This window comes from Bacillus sp. FMQ74 (assembly GCF_001875785.1).
Classification (GTDB): Bacteria; Bacillota; Bacilli; order Bacillales; family Bacillaceae; genus Bacillus; species Bacillus stercoris.
In genome coordinates this window covers 61,849-87,468 of the sequence record NZ_MOEO01000008.1, presented here as the reverse complement: position 1 = coordinate 87,468, position 25,620 = coordinate 61,849, and the positions used below count along the sequence as shown (strand labels likewise).

26 protein-coding genes and 1 other annotated feature are annotated in these 25,620 nt (G+C 42.8%); of the genes, 2 read left to right on the top strand and 24 right to left on the bottom strand.

The annotated features are described in order from the left end of the window. The gene (gene cshB, locus BLL41_RS15665) at nt 1–1,317 is read right to left on the bottom strand and encodes a DEAD-box ATP-dependent RNA helicase CshB (protein ID WP_071578560.1); all 1,317 of its coding nucleotides are present in this window, start codon (nt 1,315–1,317) and stop codon (nt 1–3) included. A gap of 168 nt (nt 1,318–1,485) precedes the next feature. Here cshB and BLL41_RS15660 point away from each other — a divergent pair, with 168 nt between their 5' ends. After that, a complete protein-coding gene (locus tag BLL41_RS15660) occupies nt 1,486–2,208 on the top strand; it encodes a YqfQ family protein (protein ID WP_071578559.1) in 723 nt (240 codons plus the stop codon). 122 nt (nt 2,209–2,330) lie between these two features. Continuing rightward, nucleotides 2,331–3,275: a 4-hydroxy-3-methylbut-2-enyl diphosphate reductase gene (locus BLL41_RS15655; protein WP_071578558.1), complete on the top strand. Its 945-nt coding sequence runs from the start codon at nt 2,331–2,333 to the stop codon at nt 3,273–3,275. 22 nt (nt 3,276–3,297) lie between these two features. Here the strand turns inward: BLL41_RS15655 and BLL41_RS15650 are convergent, their stop codons facing one another. The 23 genes from BLL41_RS15650 to BLL41_RS15530 form a co-directional block, all read right to left on the bottom strand. Further along, nucleotides 3,298–4,419: a Nif3-like dinuclear metal center hexameric protein gene (locus BLL41_RS15650; RefSeq protein WP_071578557.1), complete on the bottom strand. Its 1,122-nt coding sequence runs from the start codon at nt 4,417–4,419 to the stop codon at nt 3,298–3,300. Continuing rightward, on the bottom strand, nt 4,412–5,062 hold the full coding sequence (gene trmK / locus BLL41_RS15645) for a tRNA (adenine(22)-N(1))-methyltransferase TrmK (protein ID WP_256252457.1): 651 nt from the start codon (nt 5,060–5,062) through the stop codon (nt 4,412–4,414). Before trmK ends, BLL41_RS15650 begins: the two co-directional genes overlap by 8 nt. A 255-nt stretch (nt 5,063–5,317) precedes the next feature. Further along, nucleotides 5,318–5,680, bottom strand: coding sequence for a cytochrome c550 (gene cccA, locus BLL41_RS15640; RefSeq protein WP_071578556.1), 363 nt, complete (start codon nt 5,678–5,680; stop codon nt 5,318–5,320). A gap of 328 nt (nt 5,681–6,008) precedes the next feature. After that, nucleotides 6,009–7,124 (bottom strand): RNA polymerase sigma factor RpoD, encoded by a 1,116-nt coding sequence (gene rpoD, locus BLL41_RS15630; RefSeq protein ID WP_003226225.1) that lies wholly within the window; start codon nt 7,122–7,124, stop codon nt 6,009–6,011. A gap of 199 nt (nt 7,125–7,323) precedes the next feature. Beyond that, nucleotides 7,324–9,135 (bottom strand): DNA primase, encoded by a 1,812-nt coding sequence (dnaG, locus tag BLL41_RS15625; protein ID WP_071578554.1) that lies wholly within the window; start codon nt 9,133–9,135, stop codon nt 7,324–7,326. 33 nt (nt 9,136–9,168) lie between these two features. Beyond that, complete coding sequence (locus BLL41_RS15620) at nt 9,169–9,663, bottom strand: YaiI/YqxD family protein (RefSeq protein ID WP_071578553.1); 495 nt, start codon at nt 9,661–9,663, stop codon at nt 9,169–9,171. Nucleotides 9,664–9,916: 253 nt separating this feature from the next. After that, nucleotides 9,917–10,729, bottom strand: coding sequence for a pyruvate, water dikinase regulatory protein (locus tag BLL41_RS15615; protein ID WP_014664641.1), 813 nt, complete (start codon nt 10,727–10,729; stop codon nt 9,917–9,919). A gap of 25 nt (nt 10,730–10,754) precedes the next feature. Next, nucleotides 10,755–11,393, bottom strand: coding sequence for a transcriptional regulator CcpN (gene ccpN / locus BLL41_RS15610; protein ID WP_003237058.1), 639 nt, complete (start codon nt 11,391–11,393; stop codon nt 10,755–10,757). Between the two features lie 132 nt (nt 11,394–11,525). Next, on the bottom strand, nt 11,526–13,565 hold the full coding sequence (gene glyS, locus BLL41_RS15605) for a glycine--tRNA ligase subunit beta (protein WP_071578552.1): 2,040 nt from the start codon (nt 13,563–13,565) through the stop codon (nt 11,526–11,528). Continuing rightward, entirely contained in the window at nt 13,558–14,445 is an 888-nt protein-coding gene (glyQ, locus tag BLL41_RS15600; protein ID WP_040083765.1) for a glycine--tRNA ligase subunit alpha, read from the bottom strand. Before glyQ ends, glyS begins: the two co-directional genes overlap by 8 nt. An 82-nt stretch (nt 14,446–14,527) precedes the next feature. Further along, nucleotides 14,528–14,702 (bottom strand) — a binding site (T-box leader). 39 nt (nt 14,703–14,741) lie between these two features. Then, nucleotides 14,742–15,509 carry a DNA repair protein RecO gene (gene recO / locus BLL41_RS15595; protein WP_071578551.1) on the bottom strand — a complete coding sequence of 256 codons (768 nt, stop codon included), beginning with the start codon at nt 15,507–15,509 and terminating at the stop codon, nt 14,742–14,744. 36 nt (nt 15,510–15,545) lie between these two features. Beyond that, the gene (locus BLL41_RS15590; RefSeq protein WP_003230053.1) at nt 15,546–15,689 is read right to left on the bottom strand and encodes a YqzL family protein; all 144 of its coding nucleotides are present in this window, start codon (nt 15,687–15,689) and stop codon (nt 15,546–15,548) included. Between the two features lie 145 nt (nt 15,690–15,834). Further along, a complete protein-coding gene (gene era, locus BLL41_RS15585; protein ID WP_003226207.1) occupies nt 15,835–16,740 on the bottom strand; it encodes a GTPase Era in 906 nt (301 codons plus the stop codon). Continuing rightward, the gene (locus tag BLL41_RS15580) at nt 16,721–17,131 is read right to left on the bottom strand and encodes a cytidine deaminase (protein WP_071578550.1); all 411 of its coding nucleotides are present in this window, start codon (nt 17,129–17,131) and stop codon (nt 16,721–16,723) included. Before BLL41_RS15580 ends, era begins: the two co-directional genes overlap by 20 nt. Before the next feature lie 118 nt (nt 17,132–17,249). Beyond that, complete coding sequence (locus tag BLL41_RS15575) at nt 17,250–17,621, bottom strand: diacylglycerol kinase family protein (RefSeq protein ID WP_071578549.1); 372 nt, start codon at nt 17,619–17,621, stop codon at nt 17,250–17,252. Further along, nucleotides 17,602–18,075, bottom strand: coding sequence for an rRNA maturation RNase YbeY (gene ybeY / locus BLL41_RS15570; protein WP_071578548.1), 474 nt, complete (start codon nt 18,073–18,075; stop codon nt 17,602–17,604). The genes BLL41_RS15575 and ybeY overlap by 20 nt, the downstream gene beginning before the upstream one ends. Continuing rightward, entirely contained in the window at nt 18,076–20,211 is a 2,136-nt protein-coding gene (gene pgpH, locus BLL41_RS15565) for a cyclic-di-AMP phosphodiesterase PgpH (RefSeq protein ID WP_083428052.1), read from the bottom strand. A gap of 77 nt (nt 20,212–20,288) precedes the next feature. After that, a complete protein-coding gene (locus BLL41_RS15555; RefSeq protein WP_071578546.1) occupies nt 20,289–21,248 on the bottom strand; it encodes a PhoH family protein in 960 nt (319 codons plus the stop codon). Further along, nucleotides 21,245–22,441: a sporulation protein YqfD gene (gene yqfD / locus BLL41_RS15550; RefSeq protein ID WP_071578545.1), complete on the bottom strand. Its 1,197-nt coding sequence runs from the start codon at nt 22,439–22,441 to the stop codon at nt 21,245–21,247. The genes BLL41_RS15555 and yqfD overlap by 4 nt, the downstream gene beginning before the upstream one ends. An 18-nt stretch (nt 22,442–22,459) precedes the next feature. Further along, complete coding sequence (gene yqfC, locus BLL41_RS15545; RefSeq protein WP_003226191.1) at nt 22,460–22,741, bottom strand: sporulation protein YqfC; 282 nt, start codon at nt 22,739–22,741, stop codon at nt 22,460–22,462. Nucleotides 22,742–22,797: 56 nt separating this feature from the next. After that, on the bottom strand, nt 22,798–23,217 hold the full coding sequence (locus BLL41_RS15540) for a hypothetical protein (protein ID WP_071578544.1): 420 nt from the start codon (nt 23,215–23,217) through the stop codon (nt 22,798–22,800). 24 nt (nt 23,218–23,241) lie between these two features. Next, a complete protein-coding gene (floA, locus tag BLL41_RS15535; RefSeq protein WP_071578543.1) occupies nt 23,242–24,237 on the bottom strand; it encodes a flotillin-like protein FloA in 996 nt (331 codons plus the stop codon). A gap of 21 nt (nt 24,238–24,258) precedes the next feature. After that, nucleotides 24,259–25,572, bottom strand: a complete 1,314-nt coding sequence (locus tag BLL41_RS15530; RefSeq protein WP_071578542.1) for an NfeD family protein — start codon at nt 25,570–25,572, stop codon at nt 24,259–24,261. Nucleotides 25,573–25,620 lie beyond the last annotated feature (48 nt).

Here is a 25,620-nt window from a genome sequence, read left to right as displayed (position 1 = left end):
CTACTTTCTTTTCTTAGATTGGTTTCTTCTCTGTTTTTTCTTGATTTTCTCCATCTCATAGCTCATTTTCTTTTTATATCCAGGCTTAACCTTCTTCGGCTTTTTCACGAGACGATGAGCAATTTCATCCGCTTCATTCTGCGTTTTTTTACGCTTTTTACGGCGCTGACGGTCATCGCCTTTTTTCCATTCGCCTTTTTCAAGCTCTAAGTAATCAAATTCGATGCCCATTTTCTCAAGTTTTACTAATGCATCCTCATCAGAAAGCTCATAAATGGTCATCGCTTGTCCTGATGAGCCGGCACGAGCCGTTCTGCCCACACGGTGAACGTAGAAATCGAGATCATCCGGCAGTTCATAGTTGATAACATGGCTGACACCTTTAATATCAATACCTCTTGCGGCAAGGTCAGTTGCAATGACATAAGTGAATTCCAAATCATTGATCTGCTTCATGACTTTTTTCCGTTCACGTGGTGTTAATCCGCCGTGCAGCAAGCCGATTTTCATGCCTTTGCCAGTCAGATACTGGGCAATATGGTCAGCCGTGTTTTTCGTGTTGGCAAACACAATCCCCAGGTATGGATTCAGATGAGACATGATGTCAAAAAGGAGTTTGTCCTTGTCACGATGTTTCGAAGGGATAAGGATATGCTCAATTTTCGCAGCAGTCACCTGTTTTGGCTCCACATGGGCATATTTTGGATTTTCCATGTATTTCTTCAAAAATGGTTTCAGCTTTTCCGGTATGGTCGCTGAGAACACAAGCATTTGCAGATCCTCAGGCATACGGGAACCGATGTAATCTACATCTGCAAGGAATCCCATGTCCAGCATTAAATCCGCTTCATCAATAACAAGAGATTCCGCTTTATGAACACTTAACGCCTGTTCTTTGATTAAATCAGCAATCCGTCCGGGGGTACCGACAACAAGATGCGGCTGTATTTTCAATTTATCAATTGATTTTTGTTTGTCGGTGCCTCCGATAAAACATTTCGAGCGAATCTGACTTCCTTCTTCACCCTGCGTGATTTTAATCGCTTCCTGATAAATCTGATTGGCAAGCTCTCTTGTCGGAGCCGTAATGACAACCTGAGCGACATCCTTAGCAGGATCGATTTTGTTTAATAAAGGCAGTAAATAAGCGTGAGTTTTTCCAGTTCCCGTCTGAGACTGGCCGATGACGCTTTCTTTTTTTAGCACTGCAGGAATCAGCCTTTTCTGGATATCAGTCGGTTCGTAAAAACCAAGGCGGTGTACTGCATCTATAATAAACGGTTTCAATTCATAAAGTTCAAATTTCGTTTCTTTCATTTTTCCCAGCTCCTTAAAGCGGCACATTATGTGTCCATCATCACATTATACCCGATTTTCCTTAAAAACACCACGTTTGCAAGGCGTTTGTTTTATTCAGTTATGTAAAGCAAATACCGCACCCCCTGCATATTCTAATAGCAGAGAGAGCTGAAAGGAGGTACAAGTATGTTTTCACCGCAGCAGCCAATGAGAAATTATCCACAGCCCGGACCGCCCCGCCCCATGCCAAATCAGCGAATGATAGGCAGAAGACCGCCTAATATGCGAGGGCCTTCATTTGGAGCACAGCAGCAGGGTTTTCAGCAAGCGGGACAATTTCTTCCTCAGGCAAATGCCGGAGCGAGAAATGGTGCGGGCGGAGGCTTAAAAGGGATGCTGTCAAGGTTCCTACCCGGCGGAGGAGGCGCTGGCGGCGCCGGCGTTCCTGGAGCAGGTGCAGCAGCGAGCGGAGGTACAGGTCTGCAAGGTATTCAAAATATCGCCAATCCTGCATCTTTATCCAGTATGCTTGGAAATGTGCAAAAAGTACTCGGCATGGCGCAGCAAGTCACCCCTATGATCCAGCAGTACGGCCCATTAGTCCGCAATTTGCCAGCAATGATGAAGCTGTATAGCCAATTAAGTAAAAGTGATGATACAGAGAGCGATGAGGAAAGTAAAAAACAATCGGATTCAGAAGAATCATCAGAAAAAGAGAAAGAGGCTGAAACAAAAACCTCAGACGGGAACAAAAAATCAAAACCAAAAAGTTCTTCTCTACCTAAGAAATCAAAAACACATGACAATAAAGAGCAAGAATCAAAAACATCTGATCCGAAGAAAAAAGAAGCTGCCTCTCCTGCTCCGAAAAGAACATCAGGCAGTTCAAAACCGAGATTATATATTTAACATTCTTTGATATCTGAAGTGAGATTGGCTATAATGAGATCAGAAGAATGCAAGAATAGAGCCGTTTGATTACGGCTTTTTATATTGCCTTTACTCACTTCAGTATTGGAGGACAACCGAAAATGGACGTAATTAAAATTTCGCCGCGCGGCTATTGCTATGGCGTTGTTGATGCTATGGTCATTGCCAAAAATGCGTCACTAGATAAAAGTTTGCCAAGACCCATCTATATACTCGGGATGATTGTTCATAATAAACACGTCACTGATGCGTTTGAAGAGGAAGGGATCTTTACATTGGACGGCACTAACCGTCTGGACATTCTAAAGCAGGTTGACAAAGGAACTGTCATTTTCACTGCGCACGGTGTTTCTCCCGAAGTCAGAAGAATCGCAGAAGAAAAAGGGTTAGTCGCAATTGATGCTACATGTCCGGATGTGACGAAAACTCATAATCTAATCTTAGAGATGAAAGAAAAAGGATATCACGTGATCTATATCGGCAAAAAAGGGCATCCTGAGCCTGAAGGAGCCGTTGGCGTAGCGCCGGAAATCGTTCACTTAGTTGAAACAGAAGAAGATGTAAAAAACCTTGATATCCAAGCAGATAAGTTAATCGTGACGAATCAAACAACAATGTCTCAATGGGATGTTCACGACATTATGGAGCTTGTCAAAGAGAAATATCCTCATGTCGAATATCACCAAGAGATTTGCCTTGCTACTCAAGTACGGCAGGAAGCTGTATCAGAGCAGGCGAAAAAAGCGGACTTAACAATCGTTGTCGGAGACCCGAAAAGCAACAATTCAAATCGGCTTGCTCAAGTGTCAGAGGAAATAGCCGGCACAAAAGCATACCGGATCGGCGACTTAAGCGAATTAAAACTTGAATGGCTGAAAGGCGTTAATACCGTTGCAGTTACAGCGGGAGCTTCAACACCTACGCCGATCACAAAAGAAGTCATTCGCTTTTTGGAGCAGTACGATCACGAAGATCCATCAACTTGGACAACTGATCACAATGTACCGCTCAAAAAAATACTTCCAAAAGTAAAAGCAAAAAACTGAGGCTGTAAAAGCCTCAGTTTTTTTATAGAAATGTAAATGGATTTGTATCTGTTTCCGAAACAAAGATATTCACGTCATATTTTTTATCATTACACATTGATGTCAGTTTTCTCGTGACGCCTTCTTTCATGATTTTTTCCGCGTAATGGCCCGGATCAACCACATTCAGGCCAAGCATCATCGCATCATGGGCCACATGGAAGTATAAATCTCCTGTAACGTAAACATCGGCGCCCTTTCGTTTTGCATGATGAATATACTTATTTCCATCTCCGCCAAGAACAGCTACCTTTTTCACCATACTGTCAGCATCTCCCACCATTCTGACACCATTGACATCAAGCTTGTCTTTCACATATAAGGCAAATTCCTTGAGCGTCATCTCATTTTTAAGGGTTCCGACACGGCCGAGCCCTTTTTCGGCGGGAGACTGTTCAACAGGATAGATGTCGTAAGCGACTTCTTCGTATGGATGGCTTTTTATCATTGCATTGATAACAGCTTTTTCGATGCTTTTAGGAAATACAGTCTCAAGCCTTACTTCATGAACAAGCTCAAGCTCTCCTACTTCACCGATAAAAGGCTTGGCTCCGTCCAATGGCTTGAAGCTGCCGATCCCTTCAGACGAAAACGCACAATGACTGTATTCGCCGATATGGCCAGCGCCAGCATTCCCAAGCGCCGCTCTGACCTGCTCTTCATATTCCTTCGGCACGTATACGGCCAGCTTTTTCAGAGGATCCGTATAGGTAGGCGTCAGCACTTCCGTCTCACGCAGTTCTAGTGCTTCAGCAAGCAAATCATTCACGCCGCCGTCCGCAACGTCTAAATTTGTATGAGCTGCATAAACAGCAATATCATGCTTCAAACACTTTTCAATTAACCTTCCGGCAGGCTGATCTGTTGAAATATGCTTTAGCGGCCGAAAAATAGGAGGATGATGTGCAATAATCAAGTCAATCTCTTTTTCAATCGCTTCATCGACAACGCTCTCCAACACATCAAGTGTAACCATCACATTTTTAATCGGTTTGTTTAAGGTGCCAATTTGCAGGCCGATTTTATCTCCTTCGACCGCATAGGCTTTCGGGGAAAATTGTTCAAACAGCTGGATGATCTGCTGTCCATTTACGCTTTTAGCCATGATCGATTACCTCCTTTAATAGCTCCATTCGATCGGAGAGCTCCTTTAATTTTTGTTTATTTTGCTCTGTGCCTGCAGCTTGTCTAATCTGTTCATAAATGTTTTGAGTGTGCTGAAGCTCTTGTGCCCACTTTTTCAAAAAGACAGCATTTTTTTCTTTTGCCAAAAAAGGACCGACGAGCATTCCGGCTGATAAAGAAATATCGGCATAAGCCGCATCTCTGTCTCCCGCTTCGGCAACCAGCACCTCATAGCATTTTCCGTCCTCTTCAAGGATCACTTCATCTATCAGCGCATACCCTTCTTTATAAAGCCACTCCCTGATATGAACAGCATGAATATTCGGTTGTAAAATAAGGCGTTCCTTCCCCGTTAATTTGTCTTTACCCGCTTCTAAAATGTGAGCGATCAAAGCCCCGCCCATTCCGGCAATCGTAATGGCATCAGCTTCACCTTTTTTAATCACTTCCAGTCCGTCTCCCTGTCTTACAGAAATACGCGAGTGTAAACCTGATTTTTCAACCTGCCGCTTTGCAGACAAAAACGGGCCGTCTGTTATTTCTCCGGCAATCGCTCCGCTCGCTTTATGATTCAGCACCGCATAACAAGGAAGGTATGCGTGGTCAGACCCGATATCGGCCATCACCGCTCCATTCGGTATGTATTCCGCTACTGTTTGCAATCGTTTAGATAATTTTAATTCATTCACTTGTCATCACAACTTTTCTCAATCATTTTTTCCTTTACTATCATATAAAAAATCAGCCCGGAATCCAAGCTGAGCGAATGATTTTCAGTTTATTTCTTTTGATGCGGGTCTACACGCGGCAGTCAAAAATAAAAGGCTGTCGAGAACATCTCGGCGGCCTGTGAATGTATAAAGAGAAATATAGTTCTTTTATTTAATTTTTGACACCCACTCTGCCATATCATCCAGCTTATCTGCCGGAACAAGACCGGAAGGCATTCCATTACCGCCTTTTTCGATCTTTGTTTTAATTTCAGCTACATCTTTCTTATTTCCTACACCTTTTAAGCTTGGACCCGAAACACCTTCATAATTTTCACCGTGGCATGCAATGCAGTTTGCCTTATAAATATCCTCTGGTGAAGCGTTTGCCTCTTCCTTTTCAGCAGATTTGCTTTCTCCTCCGCTTGCAATCTCCCGAGAGTCATCAAGTCCTTTTACTGATAAAAAGAAAGTTAGACCAATTCCTAAAACAGCGATCAGTAAAAATGGAATAAGCGGGTTCCATTTCATTTCCCTTCCCCCTTTTTGATCCTTCTCCCTATGTAAACACTTCTAATTCTAACTTATTTTTACAAAAAGTAAATGGATTGCTATACAAAAGTTTTTTATTCACACTTTATACAAAATTGAATAGAAACATGCCTATTTCTCTAATATCCTTTTTATTCTATTGTATAATGTATTGTATACGCTTACAATAGAAAATATGGAATTAGATTTTGAAATTTTTCACCACAATGTTGATTTGCAAATGACATCATTTTTCAGTAAAATAAAGACATATTATCCATATATCTTTTTTAAAAAAGAAGAACGGATCTGCAAGACCCGTTCCATCTTATTCGAGGAAATCTTTCAAACGTTTACTTCTGCTAGGATGTCTTAGTTTCCGCAACGCTTTGGCTTCGATTTGTCGAATACGCTCTCTCGTTACTCCAAATACTTTGCCGACCTCTTCTAATGTTCTTGTACGGCCATCATCAAGACCGAATCGAAGACGCAATACATTTTCTTCACGATCAGTTAACGTATCAAGTACATCTTCCAGCTGCTCTTTCAACAGCTCGTATGCTGCGTGATCTGAAGGTGAAGTTGCTTCTTGGTCTTCAATAAAATCACCAAGGTGTGAGTCATCCTCTTCACCGATCGGTGTTTCCAGTGATACCGGCTCTTGTGCAATCTTTAAGATTTCGCGTACTTTTTCAGGCGTTAAATCCATATCTTCCGCAATTTCTTCAGGTGTTGGTTCTCTGCCTAAGTCTTGAAGCAATTGACGCTGCACACGGATTAATTTATTAATGGTTTCCACCATATGAACGGGAATCCGGATCGTTCTCGCCTGATCGGCAATAGCGCGTGTAATCGCCTGTCTGATCCACCACGTAGCATACGTACTGAATTTATAACCTTTGCGATAATCAAATTTTTCAACGGCTTTCATCAGACCCATGTTTCCTTCTTGGATCAGGTCGAGGAACAGCATACCGCGCCCGACATACCGTTTTGCGATACTGACAACAAGCCGCAGGTTCGCTTCAGCCAATCTGCGTTTAGATTCTTCGTCACCTTCTTCAATCTTTTGAGCGTAGGCGATTTCTTCTTTTGCAGATAGAAGGTTAACCCGACCGATTTCTTTTAAATACATACGAACTGGGTCATTGATTTTAACGCCAGGCGGTACACTAAGGTCATTAAGGTCAAATTCTTCTTCGGCTTTGGCAAGCTGCTGAATATTAGGATCTTCTGTTTCTTCATTCTCACTAATTAATTCAACACCTTGTTCACCTAAAAATTCATAATACTCATCCATTTGGTCTGATTCAATTTCAAAGCTGGACATACGCTCAGCGATTTCTTCATATGTCAAAACGCCACGTTTTTTACCAGACTCTGTTAATTGCTCTTTTACTTGGTCGAATGTTAATTCTGTCTCGTGGGTTTGTTTATCAGCCATTATGGATCCCTCCTTCCAAAGCTTGCAACGAATTCTATAAGCGGTATGATTCTTATTCGGTCCATTCAGGCGTTTTCTATATGAACTGCCTTTAACAAATGTGCGAATAATGAAATGACAATTCATGATGAGGTTAAGCGATCTATTTGCTCCTCCGCAAGGAATCATTGCCAATAAATGCTCCTCATCAGTTTTCCAGTTATTTTAAAGATCGGTTCAATGTAACGATTTCTTGAGCCAGAGAAGCAGCTCTTAAAAAATCTTTTTGCCTTTCGGCTTCGGCTCTTTCCGCCTCTTTTTCTTTTATCATTGACCAATTTCTTTGATTCAACACTTTTTTTACATAATCTGATAACTCAGCTTCGCTAAGCTCTTGATTAACCTGAAGCATTAATATATCAGACAAGAGCTGGCTTATATGATCATCTGTCACCCTGGCCATCAGATGCTGAGGTGTCAGCTCGGCTCCCTCTTCATAAAAAGCATAAAGATAAGCGGCTAATGCTCGGTGCTCATCAATATTAAATTGAAACCCTACCCGGTCAATCACTTTTTTGATGACGCTCCGATCTCGAAGCATGTGAGCGAGTAACAGCCTTTCTGCATTTTCATACGCCGGGCGCAAACGTTTTTGCCTTGCTTTTGTCGTCAGATGCGCTCGCCGTGTTTTTGTTTCACCGCCATTGTCAGCAGGTTTGTTTTGCTTGCTGAAAACAGACAGCTGCTCAGTTAAAGACTCCTGTGAAAGCGAAAACTCTGAAGCAAGCTGTTTTACATAGACTTCCTGCTCTAGAGACCCTGAAAGCGTGCTGATTTCTTTCAGTACGTCTTTAATGTAAGCCAGGCGATCGCCTTCATCGGACAGGTTCTTTCCTTTTCGGAAATATTGCATTTTAAATGCCATTACGGTGACACTGGCGTCAATAATGTCGTTTTTAAATTTTTCCCCGCCGAATTTTTTGATGTAATCATCAGGGTCCAATCCGTCAGGAATCATTGCAACTCTGACTTTGCACCCTTTTTTTTGCAGAAGCTCCGAAGCTTTTAAGGTGGCTTCATAACCGGCTTTATCAGAGTCATAGCAAAGAATGATTTCTTCGACGTTTCTTCTCAGGATCTTGACATGATCATCTGTAAGAGACGTTCCCATCGTGGCTATGCTTTCTTTTACACCCGAGCTTACAGCCGATATGACATCGGCAAACCCTTCAAATAAGACTGCTCTTTCCTGCTTTCTGATATGAAGACGGGCCTTATAGAAATTGTAAAGCAGTTTACTTTTATGAAAAAGCGGGGTTTCAGGACTGTTCATATACTTAGGCTGCTGGCTGCCAAGAGCCCTGCCTGAGAAAGCAACAACGGCCCCGTGATGATCATGGATCGGAAACATGACACGGTTTCTGAAGCGGTCGAAATATCCGCTTCCGTCTTCGCGTCTGATCAGAAGACCCGCTTTTTCCATTTGCGCCTCACTAAATCCCCTCTTCACAAGGAATTTCGTGATAAAATCCCAAGAATCAAGAGCATAGCCAATCTGAAATTCATCAATCAGCTCTTTCGTAAAGCCCCTGGAAAGCAGATAATCCAGTGCCTCTTGACCTTCTTTTGTATTTATTAACAAATGATGGTAAAATTTCTTCAGGAGCTCATGTGCCTCAGCCATTTTTTGATCCCCAGAAGACTCTGGCCGGGCTTCGGAATGGACTGTTATATCATCTGGAAAATCAATTTGGTATTTGTCAGCAAGGTGAGAAACCGACTCAGCAAATGAATAGCCTTCCATCTGCCTTAAAAAAGAGAAAACATTGCCGCCCGCTCCGCAGCCAAAGCAATGAAAAATCTGTTTGTCGGGCGATACGGAAAACGAAGGTGTGCTTTCTCCATGAAAAGGACAGAGTCCAAAGTAGTTTCGGCCTTGCTTTTTTAATTGAACATAATCACCTATGACTTCAACGATATCTGCCGACTTTTGCACCTGATCCACAATTTCATCTGGTATCCGATTTCCCATCTTATAACACTCCGTCGTACATTATTCGATGCTTTAGTGCAAAATCCCTTCATCGTTCGACAGGATTTTTTGCAGCAGTGTAATAAATCGTTCTCGATCTTCTTTATTCAATTTTTTAGGCCCTTTGGCGTATACGCCTTTTCTCCTTTGTTTGCCGGAAAAATGACGGCTCTCAAGAGCAAAATCAATCGTGTCTTCTTTGTAAAGACGACCTCTTTCCGACATAACAGAGACATTTCTGTTCAACAGCAGAGATGCTAATCCGATGTCCTGCGTCACAACAATATCTCCCGGTTTTACGTGATTTGCGATATATAAATCAGCAGCTTCTTTATGAGGATCAACATACTTCCATTTTTCTTCATTGCTTCTGGAAAGCTGATAATGTTCAAATGAAGCGACAAAAAGAACTTGAACTTCATACTCAGATGCTGTTTGTAAAATTTCATCTTTTACCGGACAAGCATCAGCATCGACAAAAATCGTCTTTTCTTGTTCATTAAGAAGAGTAATTCTCCATCCCTCCATTAAACTCCTGCATAAAAGCAAGCAAAATCGCACATCCTTTATTATTGCGGATGTATATGAATTTGTCGAAAAATTTCCGGGAGAAATTCTTGACATCTTACCCATAATAGTTTATTCGTATCACACGATCCTTAAACCTAAAATTAATCATTTTATCACAATTTTTTATTATAATACAAACTTCACAAAGATGCTATTGTTTTTCATTATTCCCTTTTGGCATAGCCAAAAACCCAGGATAGAGCGTCCTGAGTTATAAGTTTTTTGTTTTGAGATGATGGATAATATTCGCTGTTTCTTCAACCGCTTTATTTGAAACATCAACAACCTGGCAACCGATTCGATCCACAATCTTTTCGAAATACTCAAGTTCCTCTTTGATTCGGTTGATATTTGCATAAATTGCTTTGTCATTAAGCCCGAGTGATTTTAAGCGTTCTTTTCTGATATGATTCAGTTTATCAGGGCTAATCTTTAAGCCGATGCATTTTTTCGGATCAACGTTAAAAAGTTCTTCCGGTGGATCAACCTCAGGTACAATCGGAACATTGGCAACCTTCAGGCGCTTGTGTGCGAGATATTGAGACAGCGGTGTTTTAGACGTTCTTGAGACGCCGATCAAAACGATATCAGCTTTTAGAATCCCTCTTGGGTCACGTCCATCATCGTATTTAACTGCAAACTCGATGGCCTCCACTTTTTTGAAATAATCTTCATCAAGCTGGCGGACCCGCCCCGGTTCGTATTTCGCTGTTAAACCGTAGGCCGTTTCCATTTTATCAATTAACGGGCCGATAATATCATAATATAAAACATTTGCTTTTTCCGCTTCGGCTATCAAATATTCTCTGATTTCCGGCACCACGAGTGTAAAACAGATAATGCCGCCGTCTGCCTTTGCAAGTGAAATCACTTCATTGATAGTGCCTATATCTTCAACATAAGGAATTCTTCTTACATGTGTATCATCCGCCGATCCGTTAAATTGGCTGAGTGCTGCTTTTACTACCAATTCAGCCGTTTCACCGACGGAATCCGATACAACATAGATGATGCGGTTATTCATATTATCCCCCCGTTAGTTTGCAATCTTATAGGATTTCATTTTCAGATAAACTGACAAGTATTTTTGTCATATTTGTTTTTGTCACTCTGCCGATCACTTCAAAGCCTTTATCGGTATCTTTGATGACAGGCAGCGCATCAATTTGTTTTTCTATTAAGTGCTTTGCAATGTCCATTACATAATCCTCACGTCTGCACACCGTAATGTTCGGCATCCTTGTCATGATGATGTGAACAGGGACCGATGTAAGCTCCTGCTGGCCAATGCTCGCTCTGAGCAAGTCCTTTCGTGAAAGCACCCCGACTAAAACAGCATCGCGGTCCACCACAAACAGAGTACCTACATCTTCTAAAAACATGGTGCAAATCGCATCGTACACAGAAACGTTTTCGTGAATCACTACGGGGATAGATTGAAAGTCTTTCACCTGAAGCTTTTTGAGTTTATCCGCTAAAAGCTGTGTGCCGGTTTTTCCCGTATAGAAATAACCGACTCTCGGGCGCGCCTCGAGGAATCCTGACATGGTGAGTATGGCTAAATCCGGACGTAATGTCGCCCTGGTTAGGTTCAGCTTTTCTGCAATATGCTCCCCTGTAATCGGCCCGTTTTCTTTTACAATCTGCAAAATATGTTCTTGCCGTTTATTTAGTTCGATCGTACTCACCACCTTTTCACTTCATAGCTATGTAAAGAAATAATAATTCATATTATAGCGTAAATATCTTGTAATCAAACAATAAACTTATAAATGGGGAAAAGACGATTACCGATCACACAGCAACCGCCTTTTCTCTCTTTATTTTACAATAAGGGCATTCATATTCGCAAAGGACTTGATCTCATCCGCCAAGCTTACCATTTGCGCTAAACGATTTGCCTTTAATGCCTCATTATCCGCAATAACCATTGTATGATCGAAGTAAGCATCGATCGGTTCTTTTAAGGCTGCAAGTGAAGCAAGCGCCGCCTCATAATCTTTTTTGCTGAAGTTTTCCTGCAGATTTCGCTTCGCTGTTTGGTAGGCATCAAACAGCTTTGCTTCGTATTCATTTTCAAACAGATCAGGCTGAATGTCTCCGCGGACTCCTTTTTTGCTGATAGAGATCACTCGGCCTAACGCTTCAGCTGTTTCCTTAAAGCCAGGTGCACCAAGCTTTTGTTCCAGTACTTGCGCTTTATGCAGCGCTGAGTATGGCTCAAGCTCAGAGCTTTCCAGCACGGCGTCAATGACATCATGTCTGATTTGTTCAGCATTCAAGACATATTTCAGGCGCTGAGTGAAGAAATCCAGCAATTCATTTTCTTTATCGGTTTTTACGAAAGTAAGCAGCTCTTCAAATGAAATTCCCCAGTTGCGGTCAAGAAGAATCGCAACAATACCGCTTGCCTGGCGGCGCAGTCCGTAAGGGTCCTGAGAACCGGTCGGAATAATGCCGATTGAGAAGAATGAAGCAATTGTGTCAAGCTTATCCGCCATTGCTACAACAGCTCCGGTGAAAGTAGAAGGCGTTTCTCCGCCTGCTGATCTAGGCATATAATGTTCATTGACTGCCGCAGCCACAGCTTCATCTTCGCCAAGCATTCTCGCATACTTTTCGCCCATAATTCCTTGAAGTTCAGGGAATTCATATATCATATGCGTAACAAGGTCGAATTTAGAAATTTCAGCAGCCCGCTTCACATGTTTTAACGTATCTCCATCAGCCTGAAGACGAACTGCAAGCTTCTCTGCGATTGTTGTGACTCTTCTAACCTTATCAGCAAGAGAACCAAGCTCTTCATGGAACACAATGTTTTCAAGCTTCTTCACGTTTGCATCAATGTTCAGTTTCTGATCTTCCTTGTAGAAGAATGAAGCATCAGATAAACGTGCGCGCAGCACTTTTTCATTGCCTCGAGCCACATTTTCAATCGCGTGGCTGTTGCCGTTTCGGACTGTGATAAAGTGAGGCAGCAGGTTACCGTTTTTGTCTTTGACAGGGAAGTAGCGCTGATGCTCTTTCATTGTCGTGACAAGCACTTCCTCAGGAATTGACAGAAACTCAGATTCAAATGAACCGTAGAGTGCTGTCGGGTATTCTACTAAATGATTCACTTCATCAAGAAGGTCTTCGTCAACTGGAATGCTCCAATTGTTTTCAGCAGCCATTGCTTCCAGCTGAGATTGAATCATTTGCTTTCGGACGCTAGGATCAGCAATAACATGCTGTTCTTTCAGCTGCTCTTCATAAGCTGAAGGTGATTCAATCGACACTTCATGTCCGAGAAAACGGTGCCCCTGTGTTGTTCGTCCAGATTCAACGTTTGTGATCGAAAATGGAATGACATCCTGTCCAAATAAAGCGACAATCCATTTGATCGGTCGGATATAACGCAAATCTTCATTTCCCCAGCGCATATTTTTCGGGAAATGCAAGCTTGTAATTAAACTGCTCAGTTCTGGCAGAAGCGACTTCGTTTCTTGGCCGGCTTGGAATTTTTGCACGAATACATACTCTGTGCCTTTTACTTCTTTGATGTACAGGTCTTCCACATTCGCGCCTTGGCCTTTTGAAAAGCCGATTGCCGCTTTTGTCCAGTTCCCGTCCGCATCAAGGGCAATTTTTTTCGCAGGCCCTTTTGCTTCTTCTTTTATATCATCCTGTTTTTCTGCGACATCCTTAACGAACACAGCAAGGCGTCTCGGTGTATTGAAGAGCTTCACTTCACCGTGAGTAATATTTTTTTCTTTAAGCCAGCCTGTCAGCTTCTCGCCAAGCTGAACCATACTTTCATTCAAAAAGCGCGCCGGCATTTCCTCTAATCCGATCTCTAAAAGTAAATCCTGTTTACTCATGAGAAGAACCCTCCCCTTTAAGCATTGGGAACCCTAGTTTTTCTCGTTCCTCATAATAGGTTTTTGCTACTTTTCTAGCTAAATTCCGCACTCTTGCGATATAGCCCGTCCGCTCGGTAACAGAGATCGCACCTTTGGCGTCAAGCAGATTGAAGGTGTGCGAGCATTTCAGCACATAGTCATATGCTGGATGAACAAGTCCGTTATCCATTTGCTTGATCGCTTCTTTTTCATATGTGCTGAACAGTTGGAACAGCATATCGACGTCTGACGTTTCAAATGTATAAACAGAATGCTCATATTCAGCCATCATGAATAAATCTTTTACTGTAAACCCTGTCGTCCATTCCAAATCGAAAACATTTTCTTTATCCTGAATATAAGACGCGAGACGCTCGATTCCGTACGTAATTTCTACTGAAACCGGTTTACACTCAAGTCCTCCGACCTGCTGGAAATACGTAAATTGTGTAATTTCCATTCCGTCAAGCCATACTTCCCAGCCAAGACCCGCACAGCCTAAAGACGGATTCTCCCAGTTGTCTTCAACAAAGCGAATATCGTGCTCAAGCGGATCAATTCCAAGAGCCCGCAAGGAATCTAAATACAGCTCTTGAATGTTGTCAGGAGAAGGTTTGATAATGACCTGGAACTGATGATGCTGATACAATCTGTTTGGATTCTCCCCGTATCGGCCGTCTGCAGGGCGTCTTGAAGGCTCTACATAAGCCACTTTCCACGGCTCAGGGCCGATGCTGCGCAAAAATGTATACGGGCTCATCGTGCCGGCTCCTTTTTCTACATCGTAAGCCTGCATAAGCACACAGCCCTGACTGGACCAATGCTTTTGCAAGGTAAGAATCATGTCTTGAATATTCATTTCAAGCACCTCCACTTTTCTTTCATAAAATGACTGCGGCAGCAACCAAAAAACTCCCGTCTCTATGCTTGCCTGCCGCAAACATAGGGACGAGAGTTCTCCCGCGGTTCCACCCTAGTTGCTGAGAAAAAAATCCCAGCCTCTTTTTTAAAATTGCTCAAGAATGCCTTTCGTTGCGTGCTCATCCTTAGCTTACACCGCCCTAAGGTCGCTTTCATGAGGTAAACGCAAGTACTTCTTTCTCTCACTGCAACATATTTTATAATAAATGATCATATAAAAAGATGGACCAGATGTCAACTTTTGTTTTCACCCATAAGGTGTTTCATGCTTTCCATTTGATCTAAAAAGCGCTTTGATTTTAAATATAACCCTGAATATTCTTCGTAATACAAATCAATCACTTGCTTTAATTCAGCTTTTGTTTCCTCTTTTAAGGACACATTGCCCAGCCTCGACAGATCGAAGTAATAAAAGAGTCTCAACAGCCTTGCTGTTTGCGGTTTAATCGGAATCCTGTAAGGATCTTTTTCAAAACAGCGATGGCATATAAAACCATTATCACGGACAGAAAAATGAAAGGTCCCGTCTTGGCTTTTACAATGTACACAATGATTCAGCTCAGGATACAGCCCCATGACACTGAGCATCTTCATTTGAACAATGAAGGTGATAACATCCGGATCTGTTCCTTCATTCAGCTGTTTTAGTGATTCTAATATGAATTCAAATAAATAAGGATTTGGCTTTTTTTCCTCTGTGCCTCTGTCGACTAATTCAGCAATATATGCGGCATAAGCTGTTAAAAACAAGTCTTCCCTGATGCCTCTCATGCTGAGGATCATTTCCCCCTGCTGAAGCGTTCCGAGGCCTGATGTTTTTTGCATTAAAAATGAACCATACAAAAAGGGCTGGCTGACTGCTGATAAACGGCTGTTCGGTTTTTTGGCGCCTCGTGCCATAACACCTATTTTTCCGTGTTCTCTTGTCAGTAATGTTACGATTTTATTCGTCTCTCCGTAATCATTTGTGCGAAGAACGATCCCTTCACATTTTGTCAGCATTTCCGCACCTTCCTAAAGCAGGAGCGGCCAAGAGGTTTATAAAATTGGATAATCAAATCGGGCTAGCTCATCTTCTAGTTCTTCGGGTCTTTCCATGTTCTCTTTTTCCAGTTCTTTAAAAAGAAGATACGTATCAACATTTCCTGTTTGAGAAAATACGTTCCAGGTAAAATTCAACACAAGAAACCCACCTTTCTGTAGTTAAACTAGCTTACCTAAACTCCAAATTCTTACCTTTATCTTGACCAGATGTCCTCCATTTCATGTTAAACAAAATTTGCTAATGTATCCCTGTTCCTGTGAGATAATGACACACAGCAAGAGATTAATATTCGTCCTCTTTAAAGCCAAAATCGCGAAGCTGGGACATTTTATTGCGCCAGTCTTTCTGCACTTTCACCCACAATTCAAGGTAGACACGGGAGCCTAACAGTGCTTCAATATCCGCCCTCGCTCTTTTTCCGACCTCTTTCAGAAGGCTTCCTTTTTTACCAATCACGATGCCTTTCTGGGAATCCCGCTCGACCACAATCGTTGCCGCTACGTGCACAGAACCGTTGTCCTGCCCTTTGATGGATTCGATGGCCACCGCAATGCTGTGCGGGATCTCTTCTCTCGTCAAATGCAGCACCTTTTCCCTGATTAATTCAGAAATGATAAATCGCTCCGGGTGGTCGGTGACCTGATCACTCGGATAGAATTGCGGCCCTTCCGGCAAATACGCTTCAATCTGAGCGAGCAATGTTTCGATGTTATTTCCTTCTAGAGCAGAAATCGGAACAATTTCCTTAAAAGGATAACGTCCGCGGTATTCGTCAATTAGCAAAAGCAATTGGTCGGGATGAATTTTATCAATTTTGTTTACGATTAAAAATACAGGCGTAGACATCTTCTGCAATTTCTCAATGATGAATTCGTCGCCTTTCCCGTAGCCTTCCTCGGCATTGATCATAAACAAGATCAAATCGACTTCTTTTAATGTATTTTGCGCCACTTTCATCATAAAGTCCCCAAGCTTATGCTTAGGTTTATGAATCCCAGGTGTGTCAATAAAAATGGTTTGTGATGTGCCTGTCGTTAATACCCCTTGCACCTTGTTTCTCGTCGTTTGGGGCTTATCGCTCATGATGGCGATTTTTTGCCCTATGACTCTGTTCAAAAATGTAGATTTTCCTACGTTTGGTCTTCCAATAATGGATACAAATCCTGATTTAAAGCTTTCGTTCGTCATGTAAATCCTCCGATGAAAATGCGCCTGGCAGTAATTCTTCCACAGTCATTTCTTTTATTTGTCCTTGTAAATTAGTCAGTACGACAACAACGTCCTTTGTGCAAAGCTCAGAAATCACCTGGCGGCAGGCTCCGCACGGAGATACCGGTCCAGGGGTGTCAGCCGCAACGGCCAGCATCTGAAACTCTGTATCCCCTTCAGAAACAGCTTTAAATAAAGCGGTACGCTCGGCGCAATTGCACATGCTGTATGCCGCGTTCTCAATGTTGCAGCCTCTGTACACTTTTCCATCCTTGGTAAGAAGAGCGGCTCCTACTTGGAACTTGGAATACGGCACATATGCCATATCACGCGCTTTTAAAGCTTCTGTTATTAATTCTTGTCTGTTCATGTGTACATTCCTCTCTTACCTATAATGGTACCGCTATCACTTTATATTTTACATAATCGCGCGCTTTTTTTCACGCCCATTTCTAAAAATGTAAAATAAATGTAAGAATTTTCAGCCATTACAGCTTTGGCAAAAAAATAAGTAAACCAATGATACACGAAATGACGGCAAAAACGCAAACAGCCCCGGCGGCAGCGTCCTTGGCCGCTTTAGCAAGAGGGTGATGTTTGTCAGTTATTAAATCAACCGTATGTTCAACGGCTGTATTTAAAAGCTCAAGCGAAAACATTCCGCCGATCAAAAGGAATATAATCACCCACTCTATCACGCTGAGCTCTACAAGGAAGCCGCAAATGAGAACAACGCAGGCGGCTGCGGCATGAAATTGGAAATTCCGCTCCGTCCGCGCTGTTTTCCAGATTCCCCGGCCTGCATGCACGAAGCTTTTGAAGAATCGCTTCAGCTCATTTCTATGATCTCTTGAGTCCATAAGCGTCCAGCAAATCCTTTTGCTTAGTAAACATCTCCTCTTCTTCCTCTTTCGTCATATGGTCATATCCTAAAAGGTGCAGAAATCCGTGTACGGCAAGAAATCCGAGCTCTCTTTTAAAAGAATGATTATACTCCTCTGCCTGCTCTCTTGTGCGATCGGCACTGATGATAATATCACCTAAAACCGGAGGCATCTCCGCGCCCACGATTTCGACCTCGCCTTCTCCTTCTTCTTCAAGAGCAAATGAGATGACATCTGTCGGTGTATCCTTTCCCCGGTATTCTTTGTTAATCTGCTGTATGTCATCATTGGTAACGATCGTGACAGAAACTTCAGCCTGATCCTGAACGCCTTCACGCTTAGCAGCAAATTGAAGCAGATTTTCTACTTCTTTGAGCATCTCTTCTGAGACGCTTCCCGTTTCATCAACAATATCAATCAGTAAACTCATCTATTTCACCTTCTTAGTAGCCTCCGGATATTCAATCCGGGAGTGGAAAATTCCTTTTAATGTTGCACAGAGCGTTTTTGCGATTGTATCCAGTTCTTTAAATGTCAAATCACATTCACTGAACTGTCCGTCCTGAAGCTTATCCGATATAATACCCCGGACAAGCTTTTCAATTCGTTCAGGGTTTGGATTATGCATGGATCTGACGGCCGCTTCAACACTGTCGGCCACTGATATAATTGCGGCTTCCTTTGACTGCGGCTTCGGCCCCGGATAACGGAACTCTTCCTCTGTAATCTGATCGCCTTTTTCCTTTGCTTTATAGTAAAAAAACTTTAAAAGCGAGGTTCCATGATGCTGCTCAGCAATATCGACAAGCTCTTTCGGAAATTTATAGCTTCTCAGCATGTTCGCACCGTCTGTCGTATGCGAAATGATAATATTTTTACTCAGCTGAGGAGACAGCTTATCATGCGGATTGTCAATATTCATTTGGTTTTCAATAAAATACTGCGGACGCTTTGTTTTTCCAAGATCGTGATAATATGCGCCGACTCTTGCAAGCAAACCATTAGCCCCAACCGCTTCACAGGCTGCCTCTGATAAATTAGCAACCATTACACTGTGATGATATGTACCTGGTGTTTCTGTCAGTATTTTGCGCAATAGCGGATGGTTAGGGTTAGACAGCTCGAGCAGCCTCATAGTAGATAAAATGCCAAAGCCTGTCTCGAAAAACGGCATCAGGCCGATGATCAATACCGATGAAGCAAACCCCGACACAACACCCATGAGCATTAACGTGCCGATTTCAAGACCCGACAGTGCGGTGTTCTGGATCAATAATAAGGAAAGAACGACAACCATATTAATAAACGCCACGAAAAGTCCGGTCTGCAAAATCTTTGACCTTGCATTATGTTTTCCTAAAAATAAAACGCCTGAAATGCCGCTAATCAAATAATAAATCCCTATGACATAGTTGAATGTTCCTGTCACACCCTGATTAAACATCATACTCCCGCAAATCGCAAGAATGATACTTCCCAAAATGGCAATGCGTTCATTCATCAGCAGTTTAATCAAGATGGCCCCGGCTGCAATGGGAACCAGGTAGCCGATATTATTATATTCCATCTTCTGAAACAAACTGACAACCTCCATGATCACAAGCAAAAGTGTTGTGATAATAGAGAATAACAGAATAGATTGGTTTTTAACCTTTAGATTTTGTTTCTGTTTTTCAAAATAATATACAAGAGTTGCAATGAACAGACCGATCATAATCAATAGCCCGCTGATCGGCTTAAAGAGATTTGAGTTATTTAATAACCCGGTCAGCTCAAGTTTTCTGTACACTTCCCGATCAATGAGGTCATTTTCTTCCACGAGCACTTGTCCCTGTTTGATTTGAACCTGCTGGACATTGTCTGACGCTTCCTGCCGCTTTGCCTCTGTTGCTTTCGGATCGAAAACGTAATTCGGAATAATAGCAAAACGCCCGATTTCTGTCGCAGCTCCCAAGTATTTAGACGGAATAGAATTGCTCTTTAGCTCTTTTTCTACTTTATCCTTTGCATCAGATAGTTTATCCGAAGGGATTTCACTGCTCATGACCGTATTTACCGCGGTAATGACCGTATCTCTGACAAAAGAAAAGTCTTCACTGTCTGCTTTCAGCAATGTCTTAATTGAATCCTCAGATATGGAATCATTCACATCTGACGTCAATTTATCCTTTACGGATTTGACCATTGATTTTTCCGATGGTGATTTGCTGCCTTCTTCCGATGATTTTTTCACTTCACTGATACTGTCGAATATTGATGACACAAGGTCTATCCGATTATCTGTGTATTCTTTTTTTAATGTATATTGATCTTCAACCGCGTCCTCAGCGGCTTGCTTTTTTTCCTCTGTGGCTTTTTGATCTTCCACGGTTGCCGGAGCATAAATGGTCTTGTCGCTGACTGAAAACAGGTCTAAATCAAGTGTTTCCGGCTTAACATGTACAAAGAGCAAAGCAAACATAATGGCAGCCAGCAGAAGATACAGCAGTACATGCATGGAGCGGGCATTTTTAAAATTGCTCCATTTTTTTGAGCTGCTTTTGGTCTTAGCCTTCTTTTTCAACACAAGAACCTCCTCTTGAACATCAAGCCCACAAGCAATCATAAAAATGACCCGATAACGCGCGATCGGGTCATTCAGCATTAATTTTGCTTATCGTATGCTTCAATAATTTTCGCAACAAGCGGATGTCTGACCACGTCTGTCTGGTCTAGCTCAACCATAGAAATGCCGTCTATTCCTTTCAGCATCTCCTTCGCTACTGCAAGTCCCGATTTGACGCCTTTCGGCAGATCAATTTGGCTAACGTCACCTGTAATGATCATTTTAGAGCCAAAACCCAGTCTCGTCAAAAACATTTTCATTTGAGCAGGCGTGGTGTTCTGTGCTTCATCAAGTATAACATAAGCATCATCGAGCGTCCGTCCCCTCATATACGCGAGCGGAGCAATTTCAATGATGCCTCTTTCCATCAGACGTTCTGTATGATCTGCCCCTAGCACATCATGGAGAGCGTCATACAGCGGGCGCAAATAAGGATCTACTTTTTCTTTTAGGTCACCTGGGAGAAAACCGAGGCTTTCACCGGCTTCCACGGCAGGTCTTGTTAAAATGATTTTTTTGATATGTCCATTTTTTAAAGCATGGACTGCTTTTACGACAGCCAGGTACGTTTTCCCGGTTCCCGCCGGGCCAATGCCGAATACAAGGTCATTCCGCTTCATAGCGGCCACGTATTCCCGCTGTCCCATTGTTTTTACACGAATTGATTTGCCTTTTGCGTTTTTTGTAATTTCTTCTTCATACATGCTTTCAAAGTATTCAAGTTCATTCTTCTTTGCCATTTTGATGGCGTAAATCACATCACGTTCAGAGATCTCTATCCCCTTGCGAATTAAAGCGAGGAGCGATCCCAGCAGCCTGTCTGCAATCTGAAACGATTCATCATCGCCTGAAACATAAATCGTTTCGCCGCGCGTAATGATATTTACATTCAGATCTTTCTCCATCAATTTCAAAAAAGAATCTTGGTTCCCGAAGAGTGAAAGCGCCTCGTCCGGGTTTTTCAGTTTTTGATTCATCGCAAGTAAATGTTCTGTCATTCTTCAGTCTCCCTGACAATAGGTGTGGTTTGAACGATATCTTCTATAACTTGGTAGAGAATAATCAACTTTACTTTACCATTCTCAACAGTCTGGTGCAAAACTTTTTCACTTTTCACCTCGCCGTTTTCGCCTATTTTATCCTCTACATCCTGTTTACCCAATTTAATGCCTTCTTGAACTGCTTCTTCTTTCGTATATTTTCGCAAAGCCTCTTCACTTTCTCTTGTTTGCTCTTTGACATAGGATACAGGGAGCTTAAATCCGAGAAAATGAAGCGAATGCTTTTCTTGTTCTGTTTTTGGATGCTTCAATTCCTCTTTTTTAAACGTCAGCCCCCAGATCGGGATTGCCAAAGAGCCAAAAGAAAGCTTGTGCTTTGTCCTTACTTTGCCCGTATAGACGTTAAATAATGTTTCAAGCGGGACTGTCACTTCAGATCTATACCAGGTTTCTCCGTAAATTTCTGCTTTTGAGGCGACTTCCTCCTGATGGTCTTCGCTGCCGATCAGCCCCGAAACAAGCAGCTGACCCTTTTCAACATGATCGTGTATGGCGGCCATAGGCTGTCCTTTTTGCACAAACATTCTCGTAATGGTTGCTTTCTTTTTGGCCACAATATTGCGCGGGCTAACATACTTTTCTTTTTCGGGCTCATTTTTCTCCACAACTTTCATGTGAATGGTCGTCCCCTTCAGATCAACGCCGACCCAAGTGATATTGTCTATTCCATTGGTTAATGATTTCTGTATTTTTTCGGGCGACATCATTAAAAACTGCAGACGGCCCTTTTTGACCCCGATTTCATTAAGATGCTGCCTCATTTGATGTTCTGTTTCAGGTTTAGCGCCTGTCACATCAATTTTCCACACCATATTGGAAAGTAAAAACAAAAGGATGAAAAAAATCGCAAAACCGATCGTAAACCCTATATTCAGCTTTGATTTCAGCAACAGGAAGGGAAATCCCTTCCGATTGATAAATCGAGCTTTACATTTGAATTTACTTCTCACCCGCCGAAAGGCATGTACATCCTGAAGCTGTATATATAACGATACGGCTTCTTTCTTTTTTTTGACATGAAAGACCGGAATCCCCTGTCTTGTGCATTCATTAAGGAGCCGCTCAATCCCTCTTCCCGTCAATTCAAGCTGGACCTTACCCGAAAAAAAAGACAGCCATTTATTTTTCACAACATTTCCCCCTCGGCTTTATGACTCAACATATCGAACGACATCAATTGTACCCTCCAAAAGTATCTCTTCCGGAAGAATCGCCTTGATGACAAAATTTTTACCAGATATGATGCACTGGCCCTGCTTCAGCATCAGCCTCACTTCATTCTCACTGAAAAGCAAAAGACCTCTGTGGTTTTCTATGTAGATATGAAGTCTGCCAACCATTGTAATCCTCGGCAGATCCATCATAACGTCCGGGGGAATTTCCAATGCTCTTGTCAGCCAAGCTTTCATACGATTCTTTCTTTGCCCCATACAAAAAGAACCCCCTTTCATCTCATATGTATGATTTGAAAGGAGGTTCTAACACTTTAATTTTTACGGGCCGAGCGCATCGTATGGTGAGGTTTTTTCGCCCGTGGAGGCCCGAACACCTCTCCTAGAACGATCCCCTGTACGACGGTGTCTTTATTCACCTGAAGCATTTTTTGTTTTGTGTATACTGTTTTTTGTTTGGCAGCAGCAAGATCTCGTTCCAGCCCTTTCAGGTTTCTTGCTGTTTCCCTGCGTCTTTCTTCCGCTTCCCGTCTTGCCTGTTCCATACGGTTAGGGATAGGGGCAGGGGCATCTTCTTTTGACTGCTTCTTTTGAGGAGAAGCAGGATGCACGTGTTGAGGTTTTTTTCTTTTTTGACTGTTTTGCTTTTCTTCTTTGCTCTTTTTGCCGAAAATCGCAGAAATGATTCCGATGATCGCTGCAATAATAAGCGGATTGGTCAGTAAATCTTCCATCAGCGTTCTCCCTTCTTAGAGAGATTATGATTTGCGGTCTTCATCCGAAGGGTCTTTCGTCAGCTTGCCGAATGAATCACGCATTTCTGTGTCAGCATCGATGTTCTTGATATTCATGTAATCCATGACGCCAATATTCCCTTCACGCAAGGCTTCCGCCATCGCAAGCGGCACTTCCGCCTCGGCTTCTACCACTTTCGCGCGCATTTCTTCTACGCGGGCGCGCATTTCCTGTTCTTGAGCGACAGCCATTGCACGCCGTTCTTCCGCTTTTGCCTGCGCGATGTTTTTATCAGCCTCGGCCTGATCAGTTTGTAAAATCGCACCGATGTTTTTACCGATGTCAACATCAGCAATATCAATCGAGAGAATTTCAAATGCCGTTCCTGAGTCCAATCCTTTTCCTAGTACCGTCTGAGAAATCATGTCGGGGTTTTCAAGCACTTTTTTGTGATTTTCGGATGAACCGATTGTAGAGACGATCCCTTCACCGACACGGGCAACAATGGTTTCTTCCCCTGCTCCCCCGACAAGGCGCTCGATATTCGCTCTTACTGTGATTCTCGCTTTCGCTTTCACTTCAATCCCGTCCATGGCCACACCGGCAATGAACGGCGTTTCAATGACCTTAGGATTAACGCTCATTTGAACAGCTTCCAATACATCCCGGCCGGCAAGATCAATGGCAGCACAACGTTCAAATGTGAGTTCAATGTTCGCGCGCTGGGCGGCGATAAGCGCGTTGACGACTCTGTCAACATTACCTCCGGCCAGGTAGTGGCTTTCAAGCTGGTTTGTTCCAACATTAAGTCCCGCTTTATGCGCTTTAATCAGCGGGTTAACAACCCGATTCGGTATGACTCGGCGAAGCCTCATCCCAACTAGGGTGAAAATGCTGATTTTCACTCCAGCTGCTAAAGCTGAAATCCAAAGCATTACAGGCACAAATGTAAAAAATACAGCCAAAACAATGATCGCAACTGCGACAATTGCCAGAATCATAAATGTTGACGGATCCATATAACTTCTCCTCGTTTCTATTTAAATTTCTCTCACGACAATACGTGAGCCTTCTACTTTAATCACTTTTACTTTCTTATCTTTTTCTGTAAACGATCCCTCCGAAACAACATCAAGGCGTTCATCGTCAATAATGACGGTACCGGAAGGACGCAGCGGTGTAGAGGTTACACCCACTTTCCCCATTAGGTCCGTGCGCGTTTGATTTGATACGTAGCCGCTCTCCGTATTTGTAGAATCATTTAATATCAATTTTCTAAAAAATTTCATACGCTTTCCCAACACCCTTGTCAGTAAAATAAAAGCTGTAATTGAAACAGCTGTGGCGATCAAGAGAGAAACCGCCATGACAGTGAAGCTCCCCGCGGCTAAAAACAGGCTCACAATAATCGATCCCAAGCCAAGTAAACCAATGATTCCTCCAGGAAGGAAAATCTCAAGGAAGATGAGGATCACCCCTGCGATAAAGAGGAGAACCGTCTCATACCCGGCAAGGCCGGCTGCGAGATGACCGTAGAAAAACAGCAATAACGCAATGAATCCAGCCGTTCCAGGGAGGCCGACACCCGGAGAAAAAAGCTCCACTGTCAGACCTAAAAAAGCGATTGTCAGCAGAATGGGGACAATGACCGGGCTCGTCAGCCATCTTGCTGTTTTTTCCGCAAAGCTTTCCTTTGCATAGCTGATATGCGCTTTTTCGAACCCAAGCTTCTTTACGAGCGCGGATACATTGTCAGCAGTGCCTTCTGAATAGCCTACCTCAATCGCCTTGTCTGCGTTAAGTGTCAGCAGATCTCCTTTAGGCGCGCCGACTTCCTTGGCATCTATATCCGGGTCAGCCATTGCGAGCGCATATTTTGGATCGCGATTATTTTTCACTGCGGCATCTTCCATCTCTGCCAGCCAAAGTGATTCAGCTTTTTGGTCAGCGGCATTGCCGTGACCATCAATAATCGCAGCGGCTCCCATTTTTCCGCCAGGCGCCATATAAATGTGATCGGCTTGCAGAGCAATATATGCACCAGCAGACAACGCGCGTTTGTTTACATATGCAGTTACGGGGATCTCGCTTTCGGTGATCACATCCGCCATATCAATAGCAGATCTGACCAATCCCCCCGGTGTATTGATATCAAGAATAATGTGGGCTGCATGTGCATCCTTTGCATCTTGTAACGAACGGGACAAAAACGAGGCGAGACCCTGTTCGACATTTTTCTCAACCGGGATCACATAAATAGTTTGTTTTTCTGCTTTTGCGTTCAGCTGAACGCAAAATAAAGAAAGTAAAAATATACTCAAAAGAACAGCACGGAATCCTTTGATTTGAAGCAAGGGCTGTGTATCCCTCCTTCCTTTTATAATAAGTGCCTTCTCTTCATA